The following is a 22,726-nucleotide window of genomic DNA, read 5'->3' as shown; positions in this document are numbered from 1 at the left end:
CAAGGGAGGATGTCGTCGTGGCTGAACCCCTGCCGTCGGACCTGCAGATCCGCCCGCCCCTGCAGCGCCGCAGCCGTGAGGCCTGGGCCCGGGTGCTCGACGCCGGCGTGCAGCTGCTGGAGGAGGGCGGCTACGACGCCTTCACCATCGCCGCGCTGTGCGAGCGGGCCGGGGTGGCCCCTCCGGCGATCTACGCCCGCACCACGAACAAGGAAGCGCTCTTCCTCGCCGTCTACGAGCACGGCATCGCCCGGCTGGCCCCGGCGCAGGGCGCGCTGGAGGACCTGCAGCACGGCGATCCCGCGCAGCTCGTCCGCGACGCCGTCGCCGCGGTGCTGGGCGGGATGCTCGCGCACCGGCGGTTCCTCGGCGCCGTCGTGCTGATCTCCGCCGCCCACCCGGAGGTGCACCGGCGCGGAGCCGGGTACGCGCACGCCCTCGAGGAGGCCTTCGTGGAGCTGGTCGGCCGGCTGGGGGAGGCGGTCACCCACCCCGCGCCCGCGGCCGCGGCCCGCACCTGCTTCGGATCCGTCTTCGCCGCCGGGGTGCTGCGGGTGGCCTGGGGTGCCGACTTCACCACCGCCGTCCCGCTGGACGACGCCGCCTTCGTCTCCGCCCAGGCCGACGCCGCCGTCCGCCACCTGCTCGGACGCTGACTGCAGGCCGCGCGGCCGGACGACGCGGCCGCCGCCCACGTGGAGCTCCGGGGTCGGACGGCGTGCTCAGGCGTGCCGCAGGTCGCGGACGGAGCGGGCCGCGAGCGGCAGCAGCGCCGACCCGGCGAGGACGACGGCGCCGGCGACGGCCACCTGACCGGCGCCGAAGGCCAGGGCGAGCGGGCCGGCCACCGCCTGACCGAGCGGGATCGCCACGAACGAGCCCAGGTCGTCGTAGGAGGACACCCGGGAGAGCACCCGCTGCGGCACGTGCCCCTGCAGAGCGGTCTCCCAGCAGATGCCGGCCACGGCCGAGCCCGCACCGGCCAGGCAGGCGACGGCCACCAACCAGCCGACCGGCGCGGCGGTGCCCAGCAGCAGCAGCGGCAGGGCCAGCAGGGCGGTGCACAGCTGCCCGGCGCGCAGCGGGCGGCGGACGGCGACCCGGTACAGCAGCAGGCTGGCAGCCAGCAGTCCGACGGCCCGCCCGCTGAGGATCACACCCCACGCCGCCTCGCCGAACGACGCCCGCGCGATGGTCGGGCCCAGCACCGACCAGACACCCTGCTGCACCAGGTTGACGACCAGGAACGCCAGGGTCACCGCCCACACCCAGGTCAGCGACCGGAACGCGTCCCAGCCGTCGCGCAGGTCGTCCACCACCGACCTGCGCGGCGCACCGGCGGCAGGCCTGACCGGGACCCGAGCCAGGCAGAGCGCGGCCAGCAGGTAGCTGACCGCGTCCACGGCCAGCGCCCACCCGCCGCCGGCGGTGGCGCTGAGCACCCCGGCCACGGTGGGCCCGAGCACCTTGGTCGCGTTGGCCGTGCTCGCCAGCAGCGAGTTGGCCCGCTGCAGCTGCCCGCGGGCCACCAGCTCGGGCACGATGCCGCGCAACGCAGGCATGGTGAAGCCGGTGACCACACCGTTGACCGCCGACAGTGCGGTGACCGCCGCCAGGTCGAAGGATCCCGACAGCAGGACCGTGGCCACGGTGGCCTGGGTGAGCCCGGCCCCGAGGTGCGAGACGACCAGCACGCCGCGGCGCGGGAGCCGGTCGGCGACCACGCCTCCGGCCAGCAGGAACACGACCATCGCCAGGCTGTGACCGGTCAGCACGACCCCCAGCGCGGTGGCCGACCCCGCGGCGTCCAGCACGGCGAAGGCGAGCGCCACCGAGCTCAGCGACGTGCCCGCCAGCGAGACCAGCCGACCGGTGAAGAACCACCGGAACCCCCGGCTCGCGAACGGGCTGCCCACGGGTGTCTCGGCCACGACCAGCCAGCATCGCAGGTCCGGACACGCGCAGGGTGTTGACAGCGTGACCCAGCCCACCTAACTTCCTCTCAGATCAGAATCAACATTCGGATACGGGATCGGGGTGGTCGCCGTGACGGCAGCCGTCGCGCCGCAGGACCTCCGCCGCGCCCTGGGCCTGCACGCCACCGGCGTCGCGGTCGTCACGGCCACCGAGGCCGACGGCGGCACCGCGGCGATGGTGGTGGGCACGTTCACCTCCGTCTCGCTGGACCCACCTCTGGTCGGCTTCCTGCCCGACCGGTCCAGCAGCAGCTGGCCGCGCATCGCCGCGACCGGCGGGTTCCGCGTCAGCGTGCTGGCCGCCGACCAGGAGCCGGTCTGCCGCGCCTTCGCCACCAAGGCCGAGGGCCGGTTCGACCTGCTGGACCCCGTCGAGCCCGGCACGGCCGGGCGCGCGGTCCGCGGCGCCGTGCTCACCGTGGACTGCACCGTGCACGACGTCCTGGACGCCGGCGACCACCACCTCGTGCTGGGCGCCGTCCGCTCGCTGGCGCCCGGCGCCGGTGGTCGGCTGCCCCTGCTGTTCGTCCGCGGCGGCTACGGTGCGCCGTCGGTCCCCTCCGTCCAGGCCGAGGTCCCGGCGTGGGCCGCCCAGTTGGCGTGGGCCGACCGGGTGCGGCCCGAGGCCGAGGCGCTCGCTGCGGCCACCCACCTCGAGTGCCTGGTCACCGCTGCCGTCGACGGCCGTGTCGTGTCGCTGGTCGCCGCCGGGGTCGAGTCCCGCGCGGCCGGGTCGGCCACCCGGGTCGGGACCTCCTTCCCGCTCGTCGCCCCGCTGGCACCGGTGTTCGTCGCCTGGGCCCCGGAGGCCGAGCAGCGTGCCTGGGCCGACCGGGCCCGGGCGCTCACCGGGGGCGGCCACGACGACGCCCTGGCCGCCCAGCTGCACGCGGTGCGCGAGCGCGGGGTGCACGTCACCACCGGCCACGCCACCGCCGACGCCTTCGAGCGGGTCGTCCGCGGCGAGGAGGCCGACGGCCTGGCCCCGGTGCTGCGTGCCCTGCTCGACACCGGGCCGCTGCCCGTCGCCGAGGAGCCCGTCGCCGAGCTGGTCGACGTCACCTCGCTGACCGCCCCGGTCCGCGACGCCGGCGGCCGCGTCGTGCTCGCCCTGCACCTGAGCGGCTTCACCGGCACCGAGCCCGGCTGGGAGATCGGCCGCGCCGTCACCGAGCTGCACGCCGCCGCGGCCCGCTGCTCCCTCCTGCTCGGCCGCTGACCGGCCGTCCCGACCACCACCCACCCCGCCCGCCCCCGCCGAAAGAGGACCCCGTGCACTTCTCCGCCTTCCTCACCACCCGCTCGTCCGGCCCCCACGAGGACCGCGCGGTCATGGACGCGATGGTCCAGAACGCCGTGGACGCCGAGCGCCTCGGCTTCGACGCCGTCTTCCTGCCCGACCACCACTTCACCGGCTACGCCCCGCCGGCCAGCGACCCGATGATGTTCGCGTCCTACCTGGCCGCCAAGCTGCCCCGGCTGCACTTCGGCTTCTCGGTGCAGACCATCCCGCTGCACCACCCGGTCCGGTTCGCCGAGCGGCTCAACCTGCTCGACCAGCTCACCGACGGCAAGATCCTGGTCGGCATCGGCTCGGGCACCACGCCCGAGGAGATGATCGGGCTGGGCGTCAACTACAAGGACACCAAGACCCTCACCGACTCCAACATCGCGATCGTCGAGCAGCTGTGGGCCAAGCAGCCCGAGGACGAGCCCGTGGTGTTCGACAACGGCCACTACAAGGGTGCCGTCGTCTCGCGGATCGCACCGGCCGCCTACTCCGCCGACGGCCCGCGGGTGATGAGCGTGGCCATGCGGCCGGCCAGCGTGCAGCGTGCGGCGACCATGGGCCAGCCCGCCTTCATCCCGGCCTTCACCCCGCCGGCCCTGGACGACGGCGACCCGCTGCCGCACCTGCGTCGCTACTTCGCCGCCTACAAGGAGGCCCTCGAGGCCGCCGGCCACCCGCAGGCGAAGGTCGACGCGGCGCTGGAGTGGACCACGCACACCTACCAGCACGTGCACGTGGCCGAGAGCGACGCGCAGGCCGAGGACGAGTTCGGCCAGATCATCGACCTCTACCAGACCGCGATCGAGCGCGAGCACGAGGCGAACAAGGCCGCCGAGGCGATCAGCGGCGTCGAGCTGGGCCCGGCCCACGACGGCCGCAGCCCCGGGTGGCAGAAGACGTGGTGCCTGTGGGGCAGCCCGGCCACGGTGACCGAGCACCTGGCCGAGGTCCGCGACATCGGCATCGGCAACGTCCTGGGCGGCTACCTCGGCGGCACGGTCACCCCGCAGCGGCTTGCCTGGGGCCGGCAGGCCATGGAGCTCATGGCCTCCGACGTCATGCCGAAGTTCACCGGGCGGTGAGCCCCGACGAGGCGCTGCAGGCCCTCGGCCCGCAGCGGCGGGCCGAGCTGACCGCCGGGGCGAGCGGCTGGAGCACGGTCGCCGCCCCGGAGGTCGGCCTGCGGGCGATGATCATGGGCGACGGGCCGCTGGGCCTGGTCAGCCACACCTTCGACGAGCGCGAGACGGCGCTGCTGCTGCCCTGCGGCACCGCGCTGGGCGCCACCTGGGACCCCGAGCGGGTGCGCACGGTGGCCCGCGCGCAGGCCTCGGAGGCGCTGCGCCGCGGCTACGCGGCGGTGTACTCGCCGAACCTCAACCTGGCCCGCACGGGCCTGTCGGGCCGGACCTTCGAGATGTACTCGGAGGACCCGGAGCTGGCCGGCGTGCTGGGCGCGGCGTTCGTCAGCGCGATGCAGAGCCAGGGCGTGGCCTCCTGCCCGAAGCACCTGGTGGCCAACGACACCGAGACCGAGCGCCAGCGGATGAGCGCGCAGGTCGACGAGCGCAGCCTCCGCGAGGTGTACCTGCGGCCCTTCGAGCTGGCGCTGCGCGACGCCGGTGCCTGGGCGGTCATGGCCGCCTACAACCGGCTCAACGGCGTCCCGTGCACCGCGCACGCCGAGCTGATCGCGGTGGTGAAGGACGAGTGGGGCTGGGACGGCCTGGTCGTCTCCGACTACTTCGCCCTGGGCGACACCCTCGGCCCGGCGACCGCCGGGCTGGACCTGGAGATGCCGGGCCCGGCGATCCACCTCGGTGCGCGGTTCGGCGCCGCGGTGGCCGACGGCGACGTCCTGGCCGACCGGCTCGACGACGCGGTGCTGCGCCAGCTGCGGCTGGCCTCCCGCGTCGGTGCGCTCGGCGACGGGCCCTCCGCCGACCCGACCCCGCCCGGGTACGTCCCGGCCGAGCAGGCACCCGAGCTGCTCGTCGAGGCGGCTGCGGCCTCCTTCGTCGTGCTGCGCAACGAGGGCGACCTGCTCCCGCTGTCGGCGTCGGCCGGCGGCCGGCTGGCCGTCGTCGGCCCCAACGCCTCCCGGCCCACCTACCAGGGCGCCACCTTCGGCCGGGTCCGCCCGGCCGGGGTCGTCGCCACCCCGCTGGACGCCGTCCGCGACCGCTTCGGCGGGTCGTGGGACGTCGTGCACGAGGTCGGCGTGGCGCGCACCCGGCTCGAGCCGCTGGGCGGGTTCGCCACCACGACGCCCGACGGCGAGCCCGGTGTGCTGCTGGAGCACCTGCCGGCCGGGGGAGGGGAGGCGGTGCTCGGCGAGGTCCGCGCCGACACCGCCTTCATCTGGTTCGGCGCGGTGCCCGGGGTCGGGCCGACCACAGCGCCGGGGGTGCTGCGGCTGACCGCCGTCCTGACGCCGACCGCCACCGGGGTGCACCGCATCGGCGCCGGGGGGTCGGGGGAGACCGTCGTCCGGGTGGACGGCGAGGTCGTGGCCACCCGCCCGGCCCCCGCGCCGGGCGACGTGATGGGCCAGGTGGCGCGAGCGGAGACCACGGACGGCGAGGTCGAGCTGACCGCCGGCCGGCCGGTCACCGTCGAGGTCGAGATGACCTCGGCCGGGGCGCGGGTGCAGGCCCTGACGGTGGGGTGCCTGGCGCCGCAGCCGGACGGCGTGCTGGAACGGGCCGTGCAGGCCGCGGCGTCCGCCGACGCCGTCGTCCTCGTCGTCGGCGACGTGCTGGAGACCTCCCGCGAGAGCCGGGACCTGCCCGCCTCGGGCCTGCCGCCCGAGCAGGTCGAGCTGGTGCGCCGGGTGGCCGCGGAGAACCCGCGCACCGTCGTGCTGCTCAACGCCGGCCGGCCGGTGCACACCCCCTGGGCCGACGACGTCGCGGCGCTGGTGCAGACCTGGTTGCCCGGCCAGGGCTTCGGCGACGCCGTCGCCGCCGTGCTGGCCGGGGACGCCGAGCCCTCGGGCCGGATGCCGGTCACCGTGCCGGTGGCCGACGAGGACCGGTCCACCTGGGGCGTCGCCCTCGACGAGGACCTGGCGCTGGACTACACCGGCACCGAGCCCACCGGGTACCGCGGCCTGCAGCGGCAGGGCCGGGCGGCGCGGTTCGCGTTCGGGTCGGGGCTGGGCTGGACGACCTGGGTGCACGGGGACGCCCGGGTCGAGGACCTGCCCGACGGCGGGGCGCAGGTGACCGTCACGGTGCGCAACACCGGGCAGCGCCGTGGCCGCGAGGTCGTCCAGGTCTACGTGCGCGCACCCGGGGAGGCCGACACCCGGCTGGCCGGGTTCGCCGGCGTCCGGGTGGAGCCCGGGGCGACCGCCGAGGTCACCGTGCCGCTGGGCGACCGCGCCTTCGCCCGGTGGTCGGCCGACGAGGGCGGTTGGCGCACCCCTCCGGGCCGGCACGAGGTGCTGGTGGGGCGGTCGTCGGTGCACCTGACCGCGGAGCTGGCCGTGCATCGGTGAACAAGAACCCTCGTTCGGGTATCGCGGTCACCGCCCCCCGCCCGTACCGTCGAGCCGTGCAGAACCCGACCAGCCCGGTGAAGGCGCCCAAGCAGGAACGCAGCCGGCAGTCCTTCGAGAAGGCGCTCGACGCGACCGTCACGCTGCTGGCCGAGCGTCGCTCCGACGCCTTCACCCTGGCCGAGGTCGCGCAGCTGGCGGGGGTCTCCACCGGGTCGATCTACGGCCGGGTGGAGAGCAAGTCCGACCTGATCCGGGCGGCCCACCTGCGCGAGACCGACCGCCTCCTCGGGGTGCAGCGGGCCGCGTTCGAGGACGGCGGGGACGACGTCCCGGACTCCCTGGAGTCGGCGGTGACCCGCACCGTGCGGGTCACCGCCGAGCTGCTGCGCACCGAGGCGCCCGTGCTCTCGCCGTTCATGCGCATCGGCAGCGACGACCCGGTCATCTACCAGCAGGCCCGCCCCGCCTACGACGACATGCACCACCGCTTCACCAGCGGGCTGCTGGCCCGGGCCGAGGCGATCGCGCACGCCGACCCGGTGCGCGCGGTCGAGTGGGCCTACCGCGTCGTCTACAGCGTCCTGGCCCGGTTCCTCGGGTTGGGCAGCGCGCCCGAGGCGGCCGGGGACGGCGACTGGGAGCAGATCCTGGCCGACCTGTCGGACATGGTGACCGCCTACCTGGCGCGCCCCGCCGCGGGCTGACCCACCCGTTCCACCCCGATCCGGAGGCGATCGGGCCCAGCCGGTCCCGCTTGCGGGCCGGCTCCTCGGCGTGCCTGTGACCTGCATCGATACCGTCGATACCGGGTATCAGGCACGCTCGGAATTCTCTGAATCAGAACCTTGCTTCTGATCCCGGTCCCGTGCACACTGACGCCGAACGTGACGCAGACCACCAGGTCCGCGACGCCGCGGTGGACCCGTCCAGGGACACCCCGACACCAGGAGCAACCACGGTGCACCTCCCCAGAACGGTTCGCAGCCTCCGGGCCGTCGTCGCCACCGGCGGCGTCGTCGCCCTCGCCGCCGGCCTCGCCGCCTGCGGCTCCTCGAGCTCCGGCGGAGGAGGTGGGGACGCCGCGGGCGAGAGCATCACCATCGCCACCACCGGTCCGGTCCCCTCCTTCTGGAACCCCTGGGACCCGGGCTCGGCCACCTCGACCTTCCTCGACCCGGTCTACGACACGCTGATCCACTACTCCGACGGCGAGCTGCAGCCCTGGCTGGCCACCTCGTGGGAGTTCACCGACCCGAACACCCTCGAGCTGAAGCTGCGCGACGACGTCACCTTCACCGACGGCTCGACCTTCGACGCCGACGCCGTGCAGGCCAACCTGCAGTACGCCATCGACGCCGGCGCGAACCAGCAGGACCAGACCTTCCTGGCCAACATCTCCGGGATGACGGTGGTCGACGACACCACCATCGACATCGCGCTCACCCAGCCCAACCCGGCCCTGCCCTACGACTTCTCCCAGCTGTCGGGCTACATGGCCAGCCCGGAGGCGCTCGCCACCGAGGACGGCCTGCAGCAGGAGCCGGTCGGCTCGGGCCCCTACCTCCTCGACACCGACGCCACCCGCCCCGGCGTCACCGTGGTCTACAAGCGCAACCCCGACTACTGGGCCGCCGACCAGGACCTCTTCCCCTTCGACACGGTCACCTACTCGATCATCGGCGACCCGACCGCGGCCAAGAACGCGGCCACCAGCGGCCAGGTCGACGCGCTCACCGTGCAGCCGGGCACCGACATCACCGGGTTCGAGCAGGTCACCAGCGAGTCCGGGGACCAGGCCGGCATCACCGGTGCCTGGGTCGACATGACCGGCACCGTCACCCCGGCGCTGGGCGACGAGCGGGTCCGGCAGGCCCTGAACTACGCGGTCAACACCCAGCAGCTGGGCGAGGTCGCCTACCAGGACACCGCCATCCCCGTCGCCGGCGTGCCGATCACCCCCGACAGCGCCGCCTACAGCAGCCAGCTGGGTGACCTGTACTCCTTCGACCCGGACAAGGCCAAGCAGCTGCTGGCCGAGGCCGGGTACGCCGACGGCTTCGACATGACGATGATCGCCGTCCCGCAGGCCGAGCAGTTCGCCCAGGCCATCGCCGGCCAGCTGGCCGACGTCGGCGTCCGGGTGTCGGTCGAGGTGCACGGCGCCGACCTGGTGCAGACCGTGCAGTCGGGCGCGAAGTCCTCCGGCCTGGTGCTGCAGCGGCTGACCGGCGACGCCGGCCAGGACCTGCAGAACGCCTTCGACCCGAACGCGTTCTTCAACGTCCACCACGGCGAGGCGACCGACGTCACCTCGCTGCTGACCCAGGCCGCGCAGGCGACCGACGAGTCCGCCCGCAACGCGCTGTACCAGCAGGCGGCCGTCGCCGGCGCCGAGCAGTCCTGGTACATCGCCACCCTGGTCCTGCAGACCGTCACCGCCTACGACCCCTCGGTCGTGACCGTGACCCCGCCGGACCGCGGTGCGATCCACCTGTACGACTACCAGCTCCCCAGCTGATCCCCGCCGGGGGTGGGCCGACCGGCCCACCCCCGGTGCACCACCCCCATCCGTCCCGACCGCCGCAGGAGACCCCATGACCCGGTACGTCCTCCGCCGCCTGGCGGTCGCGGTGCCCCTGGTGCTCGTCGTCGCCACCATCTCCTTCTTCCTCGTGCAGCTGGTGCCCGGCAGCCCGGCCGCCGCGATCCTCGGCCCGACCGCCACCCAGGACCAGGTCGACGCCCTCGAGCGCAGCCTCGGCCTGGACGCCCCGGCCACCACCCAGTTCGTGGACTGGCTGACCGGCGCCGCGCACGGCGACCTCGGCCGGTCCTACGTCACCGGGCAGCCCGTGTCCGACGCGCTGAGCCAGGCGCTGGCGCCCACCCTGTCGCTGGCGGTGCTGTCGACCCTGCTCACCCTCGGCCTCGGCCTGGTGATGGGCATGGCCGCCGCGGTCCGCGGCGGGCGCACCGACAAGGCCGTGCAGTGGGTCGGCAGCCTCGGCATGGCCATCCCCAACTTCTGGCTGGCCGCCCTGCTGGTCTTCGTCCTCGCCATCGAGCTGCCGCTGTTCCCGGCCACCGGGTACGCCGAGCTCGCCACCGAGGGCCTCGGTCCCTGGCTGTCCCACCTGGTGCTCCCGGTGCTGGCGCTCAGCGCGGTCAACCTCGGCCAGATCGCCTTCCAGGCCCGCGCGGCGTTCGCCGACGCCCTGGGCCGTGACTACGTGCGGACCCTGCAGGCCACCGGCACCCCGCGCCGGCGGGTGCTGTTCAAGCACGTGCTGCGCAACGCGTCGGTGCCGGTCGTGACCGTCACCGGGCTCACCTTCATCTTCACCCTCGGCGGTGTGGTGATCCTCGAGCTGATCTTCAACCTCCCGGGCCTGGGCAACCTGATGCTGCGGTCGGTGCAGACCAACGACTTCAGCGTCGTCCAGGGCGGCGTCCTCTACTTCAGCCTCGCCGTCATCCTCGTCAACCTCGTGGTGGACGTGGCGACGGCGAGCCTCGACCCCAGGGTGCGTGTCCGATGACCACCACGGTCCCCACGCCCGTCGGCCAGGAGGTCGGCGCGGCCACCCCCGCGGCCCGCGCCGCCCGCCCGGTGGGCGCCACCGCCCGGGCGGTCCGGCAGACGCTGCGCCGCCCCGCGGTCCTGATCGCCCTCGGGTGGCTGGTGCTGGTCGTCGTGACCAGCCTCCTGGCCGGACCGCTGTCCCCGTTCGACCCGCTGGCCCAGGACCTGGGCAGCCGGCTGCAGGGCCCGACCGCCGCCCACCTGCTGGGCACCGACGACCTGGGCCGCGACCTGCTGTCGCGGATCCTGCACGGCGGCGGGGTGCTGCTGCTGGCCGCCGTCGTCCCCGTGCTGGTCTCCTACCTGCTGGGCGTCCCGGCCGGGCTGCTGGTCGGCTACGTGGGCGGCAAGGCCGACGCGGTCGCCGACTTCGTGGTCAACGTGCTGTTCGCGATCCCGGCGCTCGTGGTCGTGCTGGCCGTCTCGGTGGTCACCGACAACAACCTGCCGATCATGACCGTGGTGTTCGGCGTGGTCGTCAGCGGCGGCATCTTCCGGCTCGTGCGGGCCTCCACGCAGGCCTCGCGGGACCTGCTCTACGTCGACGCCGCCCGGGTCAGCGGTGTCACCCGCACCACCATCCTGGCCCGGCACATCCTGCCCAACGTGCTCGGCCCGCTGATCGTGCAGGGCTTCCTGCTCTACAGCGGCGCCTTCCTCTTCCTGACCTCGCTGTCGTTCCTCGGCCTGGGCTTCGACCCGCAGGAGCCCAGCTGGGGCCAGCTGGTCTTCGACGCGACGGCCAAGCTGGACACCGACCCGTGGTTGATGGTGCCGATCGGGGTCGTGCTCATCGCCACCGTCGCGGCGCTGAACTACGTCGGCAACGCGCTGCTGGCCACCCTGCCCTCCTCCCGCCGGGCCCGGCTGCTCACCCCGACGCGTCGGCCGGTGCTGCCCGTCGCCGACGCCCACGGCACCGGTTCGACGGCCCCGGCCCCGCTGCCCGCCGGCCCGGGCGGCGACGAGCCCCGGCTGGTCGTCGAGGGCCTGGTGGTCTCCTTCCGCGGCGAGGACGGCCGCTGGCAGCCGGTCGTGGACGGCGTCTCGTTCGCCGTCGAGCGCGGCCGCACGCTGTGCCTGGTCGGCGAGTCCGGCTGCGGCAAGACGATGACCGCACTGGCCACCCTCGGCCTGCTGCCCGAGGGCGGTGCGGCCGCCGGGTCGGTCCGGCTGGGCGGCCAGGAGCTCATCGGCCTGGACGAGAAGGCCATGGCCCGGGTCCGCGGCAGCCGGATCGCGCTGGTGTCCCAGGAGCCGATGGTGGCCCTGGACCCCTGCTTCTCCGTGCGCAGCCAGCTCGGCGACGTGGTCCGGCTGCACCGCGGTGGCTCCCGCGCCGACGTGCGCACCCGGACGCTGGACCTGCTGCGGCTGGTCGGCATCCCCAACGCCGAGCGGGTGGGGCGCAGCTTCCCGCACCAGCTGTCGGGGGGCATGGCGCAGCGGGTCTGCATCGCCCTCGCCCTGGCCGGTGAGCCCGACGTGCTGGTGGCCGACGAGCCCACCACCGCCCTGGACCCCACCATCCAGGCCGAGATCCTGGACCTGCTCCGGTCCCTGCAGGACAGCCTGGGCCTGGCGCTGGTGCTGGTGACCCACGACCTGGGCGTGGTGGCCGACATCGGCGACACCGCCGCGGTGATGTACGCGGGCCAGGTGGTCGAGCTCGCCCCCGTCGAGGAGCTGCTCGCCGCCCCGCGGCACCCCTACTCCCGCGGCCTGCTGGACGCCATGCCCGAGGACGCCGAGCGCGGCGTCCCGCTGCGGACCGTGCCCGGCGTGGTGCCGCTGCCGAAGGACTGGCCGACGCACTGCCGGTTCGCCGCCCGGTGCGAGCTGGCCACCGACGCCTGCCGCACCGGACCGGTCCCGATCGAGGTGGTCGGCCCCGACCACCAGAGCCGCTGCATCCGCACCGCCGAGACCGCCCGGGGCGTCCACCCCGTTGCCACCGGAGGCCAGTCATGACCGTTCCCGGCACCACGTCGCCGTCGTCACCCCTGCTGCGGATCGCCGACCTGCACGTGGACTACAAGCTGCCGGGCTGGCGCACCACGCCGCTGCGCGCGGTCGACGGGGTCGACCTGACCCTCGCCGAGGGCGAGACGCTGGGGGTGGTGGGGGAGTCCGGTTCGGGGAAGTCGACCATCGGCCGGGCCCTGCTCGGCCTCGCGCCGGTCACCAGCGGCTCGATCGAGCTGGCCGGGCACGACATCACCCACACGAAGGCGGGCGACCGCAAGCACATCGCCTCCGACCTGCAGGTGGTCTTCCAGGACCCCTACGGCTCGCTGAACCCCTCCCGCACGGTCGGGAAGACCCTCGCCGAGCCGCTCGAGGCGGTCGCCGGCGCGGACGGCTCCACCGCGCTGGCCGAGATCCGCGGTCTGCTGAGCAAGGTCCGGCTGCCCGACGACGCCGTCGACCGGTACCCCAACGCGTTCTCCGGCGGCCAGCGGCAGCGCATCGCGATCGCCCGCGCGATGGCGGTCAACCCCAAGCTGATCGTCTGCGACGAGGCGATCAGCGCCCTCGACGTCGTCACGCAGGCCCAGGTGCTCAACCTGCTGCGCGACCTCCAGCGCGACACCGGGGTGGCGTTCCTGTTCATCGCGCACAACCTGCCCGTGGTGTCCTACTTCTCCGACCGCGTGCTGGTGCTGTACCGCGGCCGGGTCATGGAGTCCGGCCCCGCGGCCACCATCCACGCCCGGCCGGCCCACCCCTACAGCCAGGCGCTGCGCGCCGCCGTCCCCGTGCCCGACGTGGCCGCCCAGCGGGTGCTGCGCCGGCAGCGGCAGGCGGTCGTCCGCGCCACCACCGCGCAGGCCCGCCCGGCGCCCGAGCAGGGCTGCCCGTTCGCCCCGCGCTGCCCGCACGCCGCCGAGGTCTGCTGGACCACCCGGCCCGCCGACACCCCGTTCGAGGACCGGGTCGTCGCCTGCCACGTCTTCGACGCCGCCTCGGGCCACCCGCAGGCCGGCGGCGCCCCCGACCTGGTGGCCGGCGAGCTCGCCCCCACCGCCCCCTGACCCGATCAGACAGGAGCCCACCGTGGCCGAGCACCAGATCAAGAGGGGCGTGAGCCTGTACTCCTTCCAGGAGGAGTACTTCCTGCGCACCCTGAGCCTCGAGGACCAGATCCGCGCCGCCGCCGACATGGGTGCCCGGGGGATCGAGATCATCCCCGAGCAGTCCGTCCCGGGTTTCCCGCAGCTGACCGACGAGTTCGTCGCGACCTGGCACGGCTGGATGGAGACCTACGGCACCACGCCGGTGGCCACCGACCTCTTCCTGGACACCAAGCTGCACGCCGACCGCTGGCTGACCCTCGCGGAGCAGGTCGCCTCGGTCCGCCGCGACGTCGACATCGCCGTGCGCCTGGACGCGCGCATCGTGCGGGCGATCATCAACACTCCGCCCGAGGTGATGGAGGGGGCCGCGCCCTACGCGGAGGCCCACGGCGTGCGGCTGCTGCTGGAGGTGCACGCGCCCTTCCACTACGAGCACCCGTGGATCCTCGAGCACCTCGAGGTCATGCACCGCACCGGCTCCCCGGCCCTGGGCCTCATGCCGGACATGGGCACCTTCGTGGAGCGGTTCCCACGGGTGGTCAGCGACCGCGCCCTGCGCGACGGCGCCCGGCCCGAGCTCGTGGACTACATCGTCAAGACCTACGACGACCACGGCGACACCCACGCGTTGATGGACATCATGAACTACCGCCACGGCGGCCCGGTCGAGGTCGGGCTGGCCCGCCAGGCCACGCACTACATCTGGACCGACCCCCGCTCGATGCTGCCGCACATGCCGCTGATCGGGCACATCCAGGCGAAGTTCTACGAGATGACCGACGAGGGCTCCGAGTACTCGATCCCCTACGAGCGGATCGTCCCGGTGCTCGTCGAGGGCGGCTACGACGGCTACCTGTCCAGCGAGTACGAGGGCAACCGGCACATCCAGGACGCCTTCCCCGTGGACAGCGTCGAGCAGGTCCGCCGCCAGCACGCCCTGTTCACCCGCCTGCTCGGAACGGAGTCCGTCTGATGTTCGACCAGTACATCGTCTGCGAGGAGGGCTTCCGGGCCCGGGACGACGGCCGCACCGGCGGCGTCGTCGAGGTCCGCATGCCCTACTACCGCGGTCTGGGCCTGTCGATGGTCGAGGCCGTCGACCTGACCCTCGACGGCGTCCCGGTCCCGGCTGCGCGCACCACCCTCACGGTGCACGGGAACAGCTACGGCTTCGACCAGCTGCCCACGGTGCTCCACGACCGGTGGGAGATGGGGGAGCGTGCCCAGCTGGCCTTCGAGACCGACGCACCGCTCGCGCCCGGCGAGCACGACGTGGCGGTGGCGGTGCGGCTGCGGATCTCCTACATGCCGGTGCCCGGCGGCGGCCGGGACCGCAAGCGCCTGACCCTCGCGGGGTGACCGCCGACCGCCGGCTGGTCGAGGACTTCGTCGACGTGATGTACCGCCGCAAGGACGTCGGCGCGGCCTTCGACACCTACGTGGCCGCCGACTACGTGCAGCACAACCCCGGCCTGGCCGACGGCCGGGACGCCGCCCGGGAGCCGCTGGTGGCGATGTTCGCCGACCCGGGCTTCGCCCCCGAGGTTGTCCGGCTCCTCGTGGACGGCGACCTGTGCGCGGTGCACCTGCGCATCGTGCGCGACGGCCGGCCGGTGGCCGCCGTCGTCGACCTCTACCGCTGGGACGGCGAGCAGGTCGTCGAGCACTGGGACGTCATCCAGCCCTGGCCGGCGACGTCCGCCACCGACCACCCGATGTTCTGACCCGCTGACAGGAGATCCGTGCCCATCCACCCGGACGTCGCGTCCCGGTTCCACCACCTCGACGGCCTCACCTCGTTGCGCGAGGCCTACGGCACCGCGGCCGGCCGCGCGCAGATCGACCGGTTCGAGGCCTGGGACCCGACGGTCCCGCCACCGCAGGTCGACGTCCGCGAGGACCGTGCGCCCGGACCGCACGGCCCGGTGCCGGTCCGCGTCTACGGGCCCGGGCCGGAGGCCGGGACCACCCGCCCCTGCCTGGTGTGGCTGCACGGCGGGGGGTTCGCCGGCGGTGACCTCGACATGCGGGAGGCCGACTGGACCGCCCGCGAGGTCAGCGCCCGGGCCGACGCCGTCGTGGTGAGCGTGGACTACCGGCTGGCCCAGGGCGAGGTCAGCTACCCCGTGCCGCACGACGACGCGGTGGCGGCGATCGCCTGGGTGCGCGACCAGGCCGCGGCGCTGGGCGTGGACCCGGCACGCATCTCGGTCGGGGGCGCCAGCGCCGGGGCCAACCTCACCGCCGGTGCCGTGCTGAAGCTGCGCGACCGGGAGAGCTGGGTCCCGGCCGCCCTGGTGCTGGTCTACGGCGTCTTCCACCCCGTCGTCCCCGCGCCGTCCCGGGCGCTGGCCGCCCGGTTGGCCGAGCTGCCCGGCCTCTACCAGGAGAAGCCCGGCGAGGACACCTCGTGGGTGACCACCAACTACCTGGGCGGGCCGCTGGGCACCGCCGACGGGTACGCCATGCCCGCCCTCGCCGTGCTCGAGGGCCTGTGCCCCACCGTGCTGGTCAACGGCGAGTACGACAACCTGCGCGCCTCGGGCGAGGCGTTCGCCGCGGCGCTGGCGCTGGCCGGGGTCGACGTCCGCCAGGTCCTCGTCCCCGGGATGCTGCACGCCTTCCTCAACCTGCCCGCCGAGCTCGAGCCGGTCGGCCGCGCCCTGGACCTCGTGGCCGAGGTCGTCACGACCACCGCCACCACACCCCGATGACCGGAGACGACGTGCCCCGCTCCTTCCCCTCCGCCGTCGACGTCGCGATCGTCGGCAGCGGCCCGACCGGCGCCGCCTACGCCCGCGTGCTCAGCGAGCTGTCGCCCGGCACCACCCTCGCGGTGTTCGAGGTCGGCCCGGCGCTCACCGACCCGCCCGGCATGCACGTGAAGAACATCGCCGACCTCGACGAGCGGCTGGTCGCCCAGCGGCGGTCCGAGGGCGTGCACCCGCACACCGCCACCAAGGCCGAGGCCGCCCTCACCGACCCGACCAAGCGGGTCGTCCGGCCCGGCACCCACGTGCTGCCCGACGGTTTCCGGCAGCCGGGGGAGGACGGCATCCCGGCCCTGGCGATGTCCAGCAACGTCGGCGGCATGGGCGCGCACTGGACCTGTGCCTGCCCCCGCCCCGGCGGGGCGGAGCGGATCGACGCCCGCCCCGACCTCGACGAGCTGCTCGACGAGGCCGAGCGACTGCTCGGGGTCTCCCGCGACCCCTTCGGCGACGCGCCGTACTCCGACGTCGTCCGGGAGCGGCTGGGTGCCGAGTTCGACGCCGAGCGCCCCGCCGACCGGTACGTGCGGTCCATGCCGCTGGCCGTGCAGCGCCGGGCCGACGGCGCCCTGACCTGGAGCGGTGCCGACGTGGTCTTCGGCGACGTGACCCGGGACAACCCGGCCGCCACGCTGTTCCCCGAGGCCCAGGTCCGCCGGGTGCTGGTCGAGCACGGCCGGGCCGTCGGCGTCGTCGTCCGGGACCGCCGGGACGGCACCGACCACGAGGTGCGCGCCCGGTTCGTGGTCGCCGCCGCCGATGCGGTGCGCACCCCGCAGCTGCTGCACGCCTCGGGTGTGCGGCCGCCGGCGCTGGGCCGGTACCTCAACGACCAGCCGCAGATGGTCTTCGCCGTCCGGCTGCGCGACGTCGGCAGCACCGCCGCCGACCAGCACGACCCTCGCGGGGACACCGCGATCGTGCAGCAGAGCGGGGTGTCGTGGGTGCCCTACACCGACGCGAACCCCTTCCACGGCCAGGTCATGCAGCTGGACGCTTCGCCGGTGCCGATCGTGGGCGACGTCCCGGCGCCGGGCACGGTCGTCGGGCTGGGCTGGTTCTGCGGCAAGGACCTGCAGGCCACCGACCGCGTGGAGTTCGACGACGACGCCGTCGACGAGTTCGGCATGCCGAAGCCGCTGGTCCACTACACGCTGACCGACCGCGACCGGGCGACGCTGGCGCAGGCCGCCCGCAGCGTCCGGCGCGCCGCGGATGCGCTCGGCGAGGCACTGGGCGACGAGCCGTTCGTGCTGCCGTCGGGCGCCTCGCTGCACTACCAGGGGTCGACCCGCATGGGCGCGGTGGACGACGGCACCTCGGTCTGCGGCCCGACCAGCGAGGTCTGGGACGTCGAGGGCCTGTTCGTCGCCGGCAACGGCGTGATCCCGACGCCGATGGCCTGCAACCCCACCCTGACCTCCGTCGCGCTGGCCGTGGCCGGGGCCCGCGAGATCGCCGCCCGGCTGGCCCAGGGGGTTGAGACCCAGACCACGTCGGGCTAGAATCAGAATGGCGGTTCTGAAGAGCCGCTAGACGCCAGGCCCGCTCTGCGGGACCCGCTCGAGTGCGGGCACCTCCCTGACGCCGACCTCGACGAGGCACCCGAGCCACCTCGTCAGCCCAGCACCCGCGGGTCGTCGGACGACGGCCCGCCCACCGCAACGGGAGAGGTCCCCGTGTACCGCTTGTCACCCAACATCGAACTGCTCTTCAGCGAGGCGGGGCCCGACCTCGCCGACCGGGTCCGGGCGGCCGCTGCGGCCGGCTTCGACGCCGTGGAGATGTGGCAGACGTCCACCCGCGACGTCCCGGCCATCGCCGCGGCGCTGCGCGAGACCGGGGTCTCCATGACCGGCATCCTGGCCGAGCCCCGCACCAACTTCGCCATGCCGTGGGAGACCATGGACGCCTTCTTCGCCGGGCTGGACAAGGGTGTCGAGGCCGCCCGCACGCTCGGTTGCCCGCGCATCGTGCTGGGGTCGGGCAGCGGCTTCGGCGGCGCCAAGCGGACGGCGAACCACGAGCGGCTGGCCGAGATCTTCACCCAGGCGGCCGAGCGGGTCGCCGGGTCCGGCATCACCCTCGTGCTCGAGCCGGTCAACACCCGGGTCGACCACCCCGGCGCGCTGCTGGACCACACCGCCGACGCGGTCGAGGTCGTGCGCATGGTCGGCTCGGACGACCTCCGCCTGCTGTTCGACCTCTACCACTCGGTCGCCCAGGGCGAGGACGCGACGCTGGCGCTGAAGGGCGCGGCGGACGTGATCGCCTACGTGCAGATCGCCGACGCCCCCGGCCGCGGCGAGCCCGGGACGGGCGACATCGACTGGGCCGCCCGGCTGGGCGAGCTGCGCGCCGTCGGCTACGACGGCCCCATCGGTCTGGAGTACGTGCCGACCACCGAGACCGTGGCCTCGGTGCAGCACATCCGGTCGCTGGCGGCGTCGGCATGACCGCCGCACCCACGGCCGCCGAGCGCGCCATCAAGTGGAGCTACATGGACCACTGGCGCAGCAACGGCCCCGCCGGCCCGGTCGACCAGTGGCACTCCCACCGGACGATGTCGGCGTTCCTCAAGCAGGTGAAGGCGGTCGGCTTCGACGCCATCGACACCTTCGACTTCCGCATCTGGCAGATGTACGGCGACTACGGCGGGCCGGCCAAGTACCAGGAGATGGTCCAGGACCACGGCCTCGAGCGGATCGTGAACACCTTCCACGCCGCCGACTACGACACCCGCACCTACGCCCCGCACCTGCCCGAGACCCACGAGGCCATCCTCGAGGACTTCCGGGTCACCATGGGCCGCTGGTCGGAGATCCAGCTGGACAACATCATCGTGATGCCGGCGACGCTGGCCTACGACATGGAGCCGGTCACCGACGACAAGCTCAAGCACACCGCCGACGTCTGGAACAAGGTCGGCGAGATCACCGCCGGCTTCGGGGTGCGGCTGACCTGCCACCACGAGTTCTTCTGCGGCATCCAGACCGAGGCCGACATCGACACCTTCTACTCCTACACCGACCCGCTGTACGTGTCGCTGTTCGTGGACACCGCGCAGCACTGCATCGCGGGGCTGGACCCGGTGGCGCTGTACGACCGGCACGCCCAGCGGGTGAGCGGGTTCCACTTCAAGGACACCCACCACGTCGCCGCCCCCGGCGAGCACGCCAACCGGCCCGACTCCGAGATCATGGCGCCGACCACCGGCAAGTGGTTCTACGAGATGGGCACCCCCGACGGCCTGGTCGACTTCGAGGCGATGATGACCGCCGTCCGCGACAACGGCTACACCGGCTGGATCTCGGTGGAGCACGACAAGGCCAACAAGGAGGGCGGCGACTACTCCGAGAGCACCGCGATCTCCCGCTGGTACGCGAAGAACGTCCTCGAGGAGATCTACCGGTGAGCGGCATCCGTTGGGCCTACGCGATCAACCAGTGGAAGCCGCAGTTCGACGACTTCGTCCGCCGCGAGGCGCACGAGCGGGCGCTGAAGACCATCTCGATCGCCGGCTTCGAGGGCGTCGAGCTCACCAGCGGCACCGGCCGCTGGCAGCCGATGGGCAACCCCGAGCAGCTGGCCGCCAACTTCGGGTCGGTCGCCGGGTTCGGCCGGTTCGTCCGGGGCTGCGCGCTCACCGCCGTCAGCAGCTGGGTCTACGACCCGTCCGAGCGCTCGATGGAGCACCTCACCGGGTCGCTGTCGCCGCTGTCGGCCGACGATGTCCCGACCCTCGTCGCCGAGGCACGCTGGTACGCCCAGGCCTTGGCCGAGCTCGGCGGATCGGTGCTGGTCGTCCCGGCCGGTCCGGCGGCGGAGGACAAGCCGCCCCTCGACGACGCGGCCCTCGACCAGCTGGCGGCGACCTGGAACGCCGTCGGTGCGGCCGTGGCGGAGGACGGCGTGCAGCTCGCCGTGCACGTCGACTTCCTCTCCTCGCTGCGGGCCGACGGAGCGCTCGACGCGCTGCTGGCCCGCACCGACCCGGCGCTGGTCGGGCTGGCCCTGGACACCGGCGAGCTGGCCGTGGCCGGCATCGACCCGCTGGCGGTCATCGCCGCGCGCGGCGACCGGATCCGGCACGTCCAGTTCAAGGACGCGCTGGCCGTCGACGAGGCGGGGGAGTACCGGCAGCCCGCCGCGCACTGGACCGTGCGGGTGCGCGGGGGAGCGCAGGAGGTGCCGCGCTGGTTCGCCGAGCCCGGTGCCGACGGCGGCCGGCTGGACTTCCCGGCGCTGACCCGCGCCCTGCTGGACGCCGGCTACACCGGCTGGGTGGTGGTGGAGAGCGACCAGAGCCCGCACCCGGCGCAGAGCACGTTGGTCGCCGGGTACCTGCTGCAGCGCGAGCTGCTGCCGCTGACCAGCGCCGTCGGCAGCGGCGCCCGGTGACGACCCGGGCGGTGCCCGACGTCGACCGTCCCGTCCGGCACCGCCCGAACGCCGTCCTGGCCGTGGCCTGCGTGGCCTCGTTCATGGGCATCCTCGACGTCAGCATCGTGAACGTGGCGCTGCCGTCGATGCGGGCCGACCTGGGCCTGTCACCCGGTGGCCTGCAGTGGGTGGTGAACGGCTACACGCTCACCTACGCCGGCCTGCTGCTGGTCGGCGGTCGGGCGGCGGACCTGCTGGGACGACGTCCGGTGTTCATCGCCGGACTCGCGGTCTTCACGGTGGCCAGCCTGCTGGGCGGGCTGGCCACCGAGGGCTGGCAGCTGGTCGCCGCCCGCGCGCTCCAGGGGGTCGGCGGTGCGGTCTTCACCCCCGCCACGCTGACCCTGGTCACGACGACGTTCGTGGAGCCGCGGGAGCGGGCCCGGGCGCTGGCCATCTGGTCCGGGGTGGCGTCGGCGGGCGGCGCGCTGGGCGGGGTGATCGGCGGCGTGCTCACCGGCCTGCTGAGCTGGCGGTGGGTGCTCATCGTCAACGTGCCCATCGGGCTGGCGGTGCTCGCCGCGGCCTGGTGGGTGCTGGCCCCCGAGCCGCGGCGACCGCTGCGTGGCCGGCTCGACCTCACCGGCGCGGCCCTGGTCACCGCGGCGTCCAGCTGCCTGATCGGCGGGCTGGTGGGCAGCGAGCAGCACGGGTGGGGGGCGCCGTCCACGCTCGGGTTGCTGGGGGCGGCCGTCGTCCTCGGTGCGGCGTTCGTGCTGGTCGAACGCCGGGCCGCGCACCCCCTGGTGCCGCTCGGGGTGTTCCGGGTGCGGTCGCTGGCCCTGGCGAATGGGCTCAGCCTGCTCACCGCGGGGCTGATCCCGGCGATCTTCTTCTTCGTCTCGCTGCACCTGCAGCAGGGGCTGCGCATGCCGCCGCTCGAGGCAGGTCTGGCGCTGCTGCCCGCCGGACTGGGCATCGTGGTCGGCCTGCAGACCGGGCCCCGGCTGCTCCGGCGGTTCCGCCCGCGCAGCGTGTACTGCGCCGCCTGCCTGGTGAGCGTCGTCGGCCTGCTCCTGCTGTCCCGGATCGGCTCGGGCGGCGGCTACGCCGGCGAGGTGCTCGGCCCGCTGTTCCTGGCCACGGCCGGGTTCGGCGCCGCCGGTCTGCCGATCACGATGGCGGCGACCTCCGGCGTGGGCCGCGAGCAGGCCGGACTGGCCTCGGGGCTGCTGAACACCTCGCGGCAGATCGGCGGTGCCGTCGGCCTGGCGGCGTTCGTGGTGATCGCCTCGACGGTGACCGCCCACCGGGCCGGGGGCGCCGTGCCGTCGGCCGCCCTGCTCGCCGACGGGTACGGGGTGGCGCTGCTCGTCGGCGCCGCACTGGTGCTGGTCGCCGGGGTCGGCGGTCTGGCCCTCCCGGGCACCGCCACCGGCCCGCCGCCACCGCCCGTCCCGTCCCCCGACCCGCAGCCGGCCACCACCGACCCCCGCCACCACCTGGGAGGACCCCCATGACCACCCGCCCCCTGCGCGTCGCGATGGTCGGCCACGCCTTCATGGGCCGGGCCCACTCGCACGCCTGGCGCACCGCGCCCCGCTTCTTCGACCTCCCGCTGCGTCCCGAGCTCGCCGTCCTGGTCGGTCGGGACGCCGGGCGCACCGCCGCAGCCGCCGAGCAGCTCGGCTGGGCCGAGACCGCCACCGACTGGCACGCGGTCCTGGAGCGGGACGACGTCGACCTGGTCGACATCTGCACCCCCGGTGACACCCACGCCGAGATCGCGATCGCCGCGCTCGAGGCCGGCAAGCACGTGCTGTGCGAGAAGCCGTTGGCCAACTCCGTCGCCGAGGCCGAGGCGATGACCGCCGCCGCCGACCGGGCGGCCGCGCGCGGCGTCCGAGCCATGGTCGGGTTCACCTACCGCCGGGTGCCGGCGATCGCGCTGGCCCGCCAGCTGGTCGCCGAGGGGCGGCTGGGGACGATCCGGCACGTGCGCGCGGCCTACCTGCAGGACTGGATCGCCGACCCGCAGGCCCCGATGTCCTGGCGGCTGGAGGCCGACAAGGCCGGCTCCGGGGCACTGGGCGACATCGGCGCGCACGTGGTCGACCTGACCCAGCACATCACCGGCGAG

At 74.3% G+C, this 22,726-nt stretch carries 20 protein-coding genes; 19 read left to right on the top strand and 1 reads right to left on the bottom strand.

The genetic code is table 11. The features are described from left to right. The first annotated feature begins 17 nt into the window (after positions 1 to 17). Complete coding sequence (locus tag BLS67_RS11845; protein WP_091245142.1) at positions 18 to 656, top strand: TetR/AcrR family transcriptional regulator; 639 nt, start codon at positions 18 to 20, stop codon at positions 654 to 656. Positions 657 to 722: 66 nt separating this feature from the next. Here the strand turns inward: BLS67_RS11845 and BLS67_RS11840 are convergent, their stop codons facing one another. Further along, entirely contained in the window at positions 723 to 1,931 is a 1,209-nt protein-coding gene (locus tag BLS67_RS11840; protein WP_207500523.1) for an MFS transporter, read from the bottom strand. Positions 1,932 to 2,046: 115 nt separating this feature from the next. Between BLS67_RS11840 and BLS67_RS11835 the strand changes: the two genes are divergently transcribed. From BLS67_RS11835 to BLS67_RS11750, 18 genes are all read left to right on the top strand, one after another. After that, the gene (locus tag BLS67_RS11835) at positions 2,047 to 3,195 is read left to right on the top strand and encodes a flavin reductase (RefSeq protein WP_131801725.1); all 1,149 of its coding nucleotides are present in this window, start codon (positions 2,047 to 2,049) and stop codon (positions 3,193 to 3,195) included. Between the two features lie 53 nt (positions 3,196 to 3,248). Then, on the top strand, positions 3,249 to 4,349 hold the full coding sequence (locus BLS67_RS11830; RefSeq protein WP_091245136.1) for an LLM class flavin-dependent oxidoreductase: 1,101 nt from the start codon (positions 3,249 to 3,251) through the stop codon (positions 4,347 to 4,349). Beyond that, positions 4,346 to 6,769, top strand: a complete 2,424-nt coding sequence (locus BLS67_RS11825; protein ID WP_242654011.1) for a glycoside hydrolase family 3 protein — start codon at positions 4,346 to 4,348, stop codon at positions 6,767 to 6,769. Before BLS67_RS11830 ends, BLS67_RS11825 begins: the two co-directional genes overlap by 4 nt. Positions 6,770 to 6,825: 56 nt before the next feature. Then, positions 6,826 to 7,476: a TetR/AcrR family transcriptional regulator gene (locus BLS67_RS11820; protein ID WP_091245134.1), complete on the top strand. Its 651-nt coding sequence runs from the start codon at positions 6,826 to 6,828 to the stop codon at positions 7,474 to 7,476. Between the two features lie 254 nt (positions 7,477 to 7,730). Further along, positions 7,731 to 9,290: an ABC transporter substrate-binding protein gene (locus BLS67_RS11815; protein WP_091245132.1), complete on the top strand. Its 1,560-nt coding sequence runs from the start codon at positions 7,731 to 7,733 to the stop codon at positions 9,288 to 9,290. Between the two features lie 76 nt (positions 9,291 to 9,366). Then, on the top strand, positions 9,367 to 10,311 hold the full coding sequence (locus BLS67_RS11810; RefSeq protein ID WP_091245128.1) for an ABC transporter permease: 945 nt from the start codon (positions 9,367 to 9,369) through the stop codon (positions 10,309 to 10,311). Further along, positions 10,308 to 12,326 carry a dipeptide/oligopeptide/nickel ABC transporter permease/ATP-binding protein gene (locus tag BLS67_RS11805; protein WP_091245125.1) on the top strand — a complete coding sequence of 673 codons (2,019 nt, stop codon included), beginning with the start codon at positions 10,308 to 10,310 and terminating at the stop codon, positions 12,324 to 12,326. Before BLS67_RS11810 ends, BLS67_RS11805 begins: the two co-directional genes overlap by 4 nt. Continuing rightward, positions 12,323 to 13,390, top strand: coding sequence for an oligopeptide/dipeptide ABC transporter ATP-binding protein (locus BLS67_RS11800; RefSeq protein WP_091245122.1), 1,068 nt, complete (start codon positions 12,323 to 12,325; stop codon positions 13,388 to 13,390). The genes BLS67_RS11805 and BLS67_RS11800 overlap by 4 nt, the downstream gene beginning before the upstream one ends. A 22-nt stretch (positions 13,391 to 13,412) precedes the next feature. Then, entirely contained in the window at positions 13,413 to 14,405 is a 993-nt protein-coding gene (locus tag BLS67_RS11795) for a sugar phosphate isomerase/epimerase family protein (RefSeq protein WP_091245118.1), read from the top strand. Continuing rightward, positions 14,405 to 14,791 (top strand): C-glycoside deglycosidase beta subunit domain-containing protein, encoded by a 387-nt coding sequence (locus tag BLS67_RS11790; RefSeq protein ID WP_091245115.1) that lies wholly within the window; start codon positions 14,405 to 14,407, stop codon positions 14,789 to 14,791. Before BLS67_RS11795 ends, BLS67_RS11790 begins: the two co-directional genes overlap by 1 nt. Beyond that, complete coding sequence (locus tag BLS67_RS11785; RefSeq protein WP_091245110.1) at positions 14,788 to 15,156, top strand: nuclear transport factor 2 family protein; 369 nt, start codon at positions 14,788 to 14,790, stop codon at positions 15,154 to 15,156. Before BLS67_RS11790 ends, BLS67_RS11785 begins: the two co-directional genes overlap by 4 nt. Before the next feature lie 18 nt (positions 15,157 to 15,174). After that, complete coding sequence (locus tag BLS67_RS11780; RefSeq protein WP_091245107.1) at positions 15,175 to 16,146, top strand: alpha/beta hydrolase; 972 nt, start codon at positions 15,175 to 15,177, stop codon at positions 16,144 to 16,146. Beyond that, complete coding sequence (locus tag BLS67_RS11775; RefSeq protein ID WP_091245106.1) at positions 16,143 to 17,708, top strand: GMC oxidoreductase; 1,566 nt, start codon at positions 16,143 to 16,145, stop codon at positions 17,706 to 17,708. The genes BLS67_RS11780 and BLS67_RS11775 overlap by 4 nt, the downstream gene beginning before the upstream one ends. A 174-nt stretch (positions 17,709 to 17,882) precedes the next feature. Beyond that, on the top strand, positions 17,883 to 18,659 hold the full coding sequence (locus BLS67_RS11770) for a TIM barrel protein (RefSeq protein ID WP_091245103.1): 777 nt from the start codon (positions 17,883 to 17,885) through the stop codon (positions 18,657 to 18,659). Beyond that, positions 18,656 to 19,618: a sugar phosphate isomerase/epimerase family protein gene (locus BLS67_RS11765; RefSeq protein ID WP_091245099.1), complete on the top strand. Its 963-nt coding sequence runs from the start codon at positions 18,656 to 18,658 to the stop codon at positions 19,616 to 19,618. Before BLS67_RS11770 ends, BLS67_RS11765 begins: the two co-directional genes overlap by 4 nt. Next, on the top strand, positions 19,615 to 20,604 hold the full coding sequence (locus BLS67_RS11760; protein WP_091245098.1) for a sugar phosphate isomerase/epimerase family protein: 990 nt from the start codon (positions 19,615 to 19,617) through the stop codon (positions 20,602 to 20,604). The genes BLS67_RS11765 and BLS67_RS11760 overlap by 4 nt, the downstream gene beginning before the upstream one ends. Beyond that, positions 20,601 to 22,106, top strand: a complete 1,506-nt coding sequence (locus tag BLS67_RS11755; protein WP_242654010.1) for an MFS transporter — start codon at positions 20,601 to 20,603, stop codon at positions 22,104 to 22,106. Before BLS67_RS11760 ends, BLS67_RS11755 begins: the two co-directional genes overlap by 4 nt. Further along, a partial coding sequence (locus BLS67_RS11750) for a Gfo/Idh/MocA family protein (protein ID WP_131801724.1) occupies positions 22,103 to 22,726 on the top strand: 624 nt, incomplete at its 3' end. The genes BLS67_RS11755 and BLS67_RS11750, both read left to right, overlap by 4 nt.

It is taken from the genome of Klenkia soli (assembly GCF_900103975.1).
GTDB lineage: Bacteria > Actinomycetota > Actinomycetes > Mycobacteriales > Geodermatophilaceae > Klenkia > Klenkia soli.
This window is presented reverse-complemented; position numbering and strand designations above follow the sequence as displayed.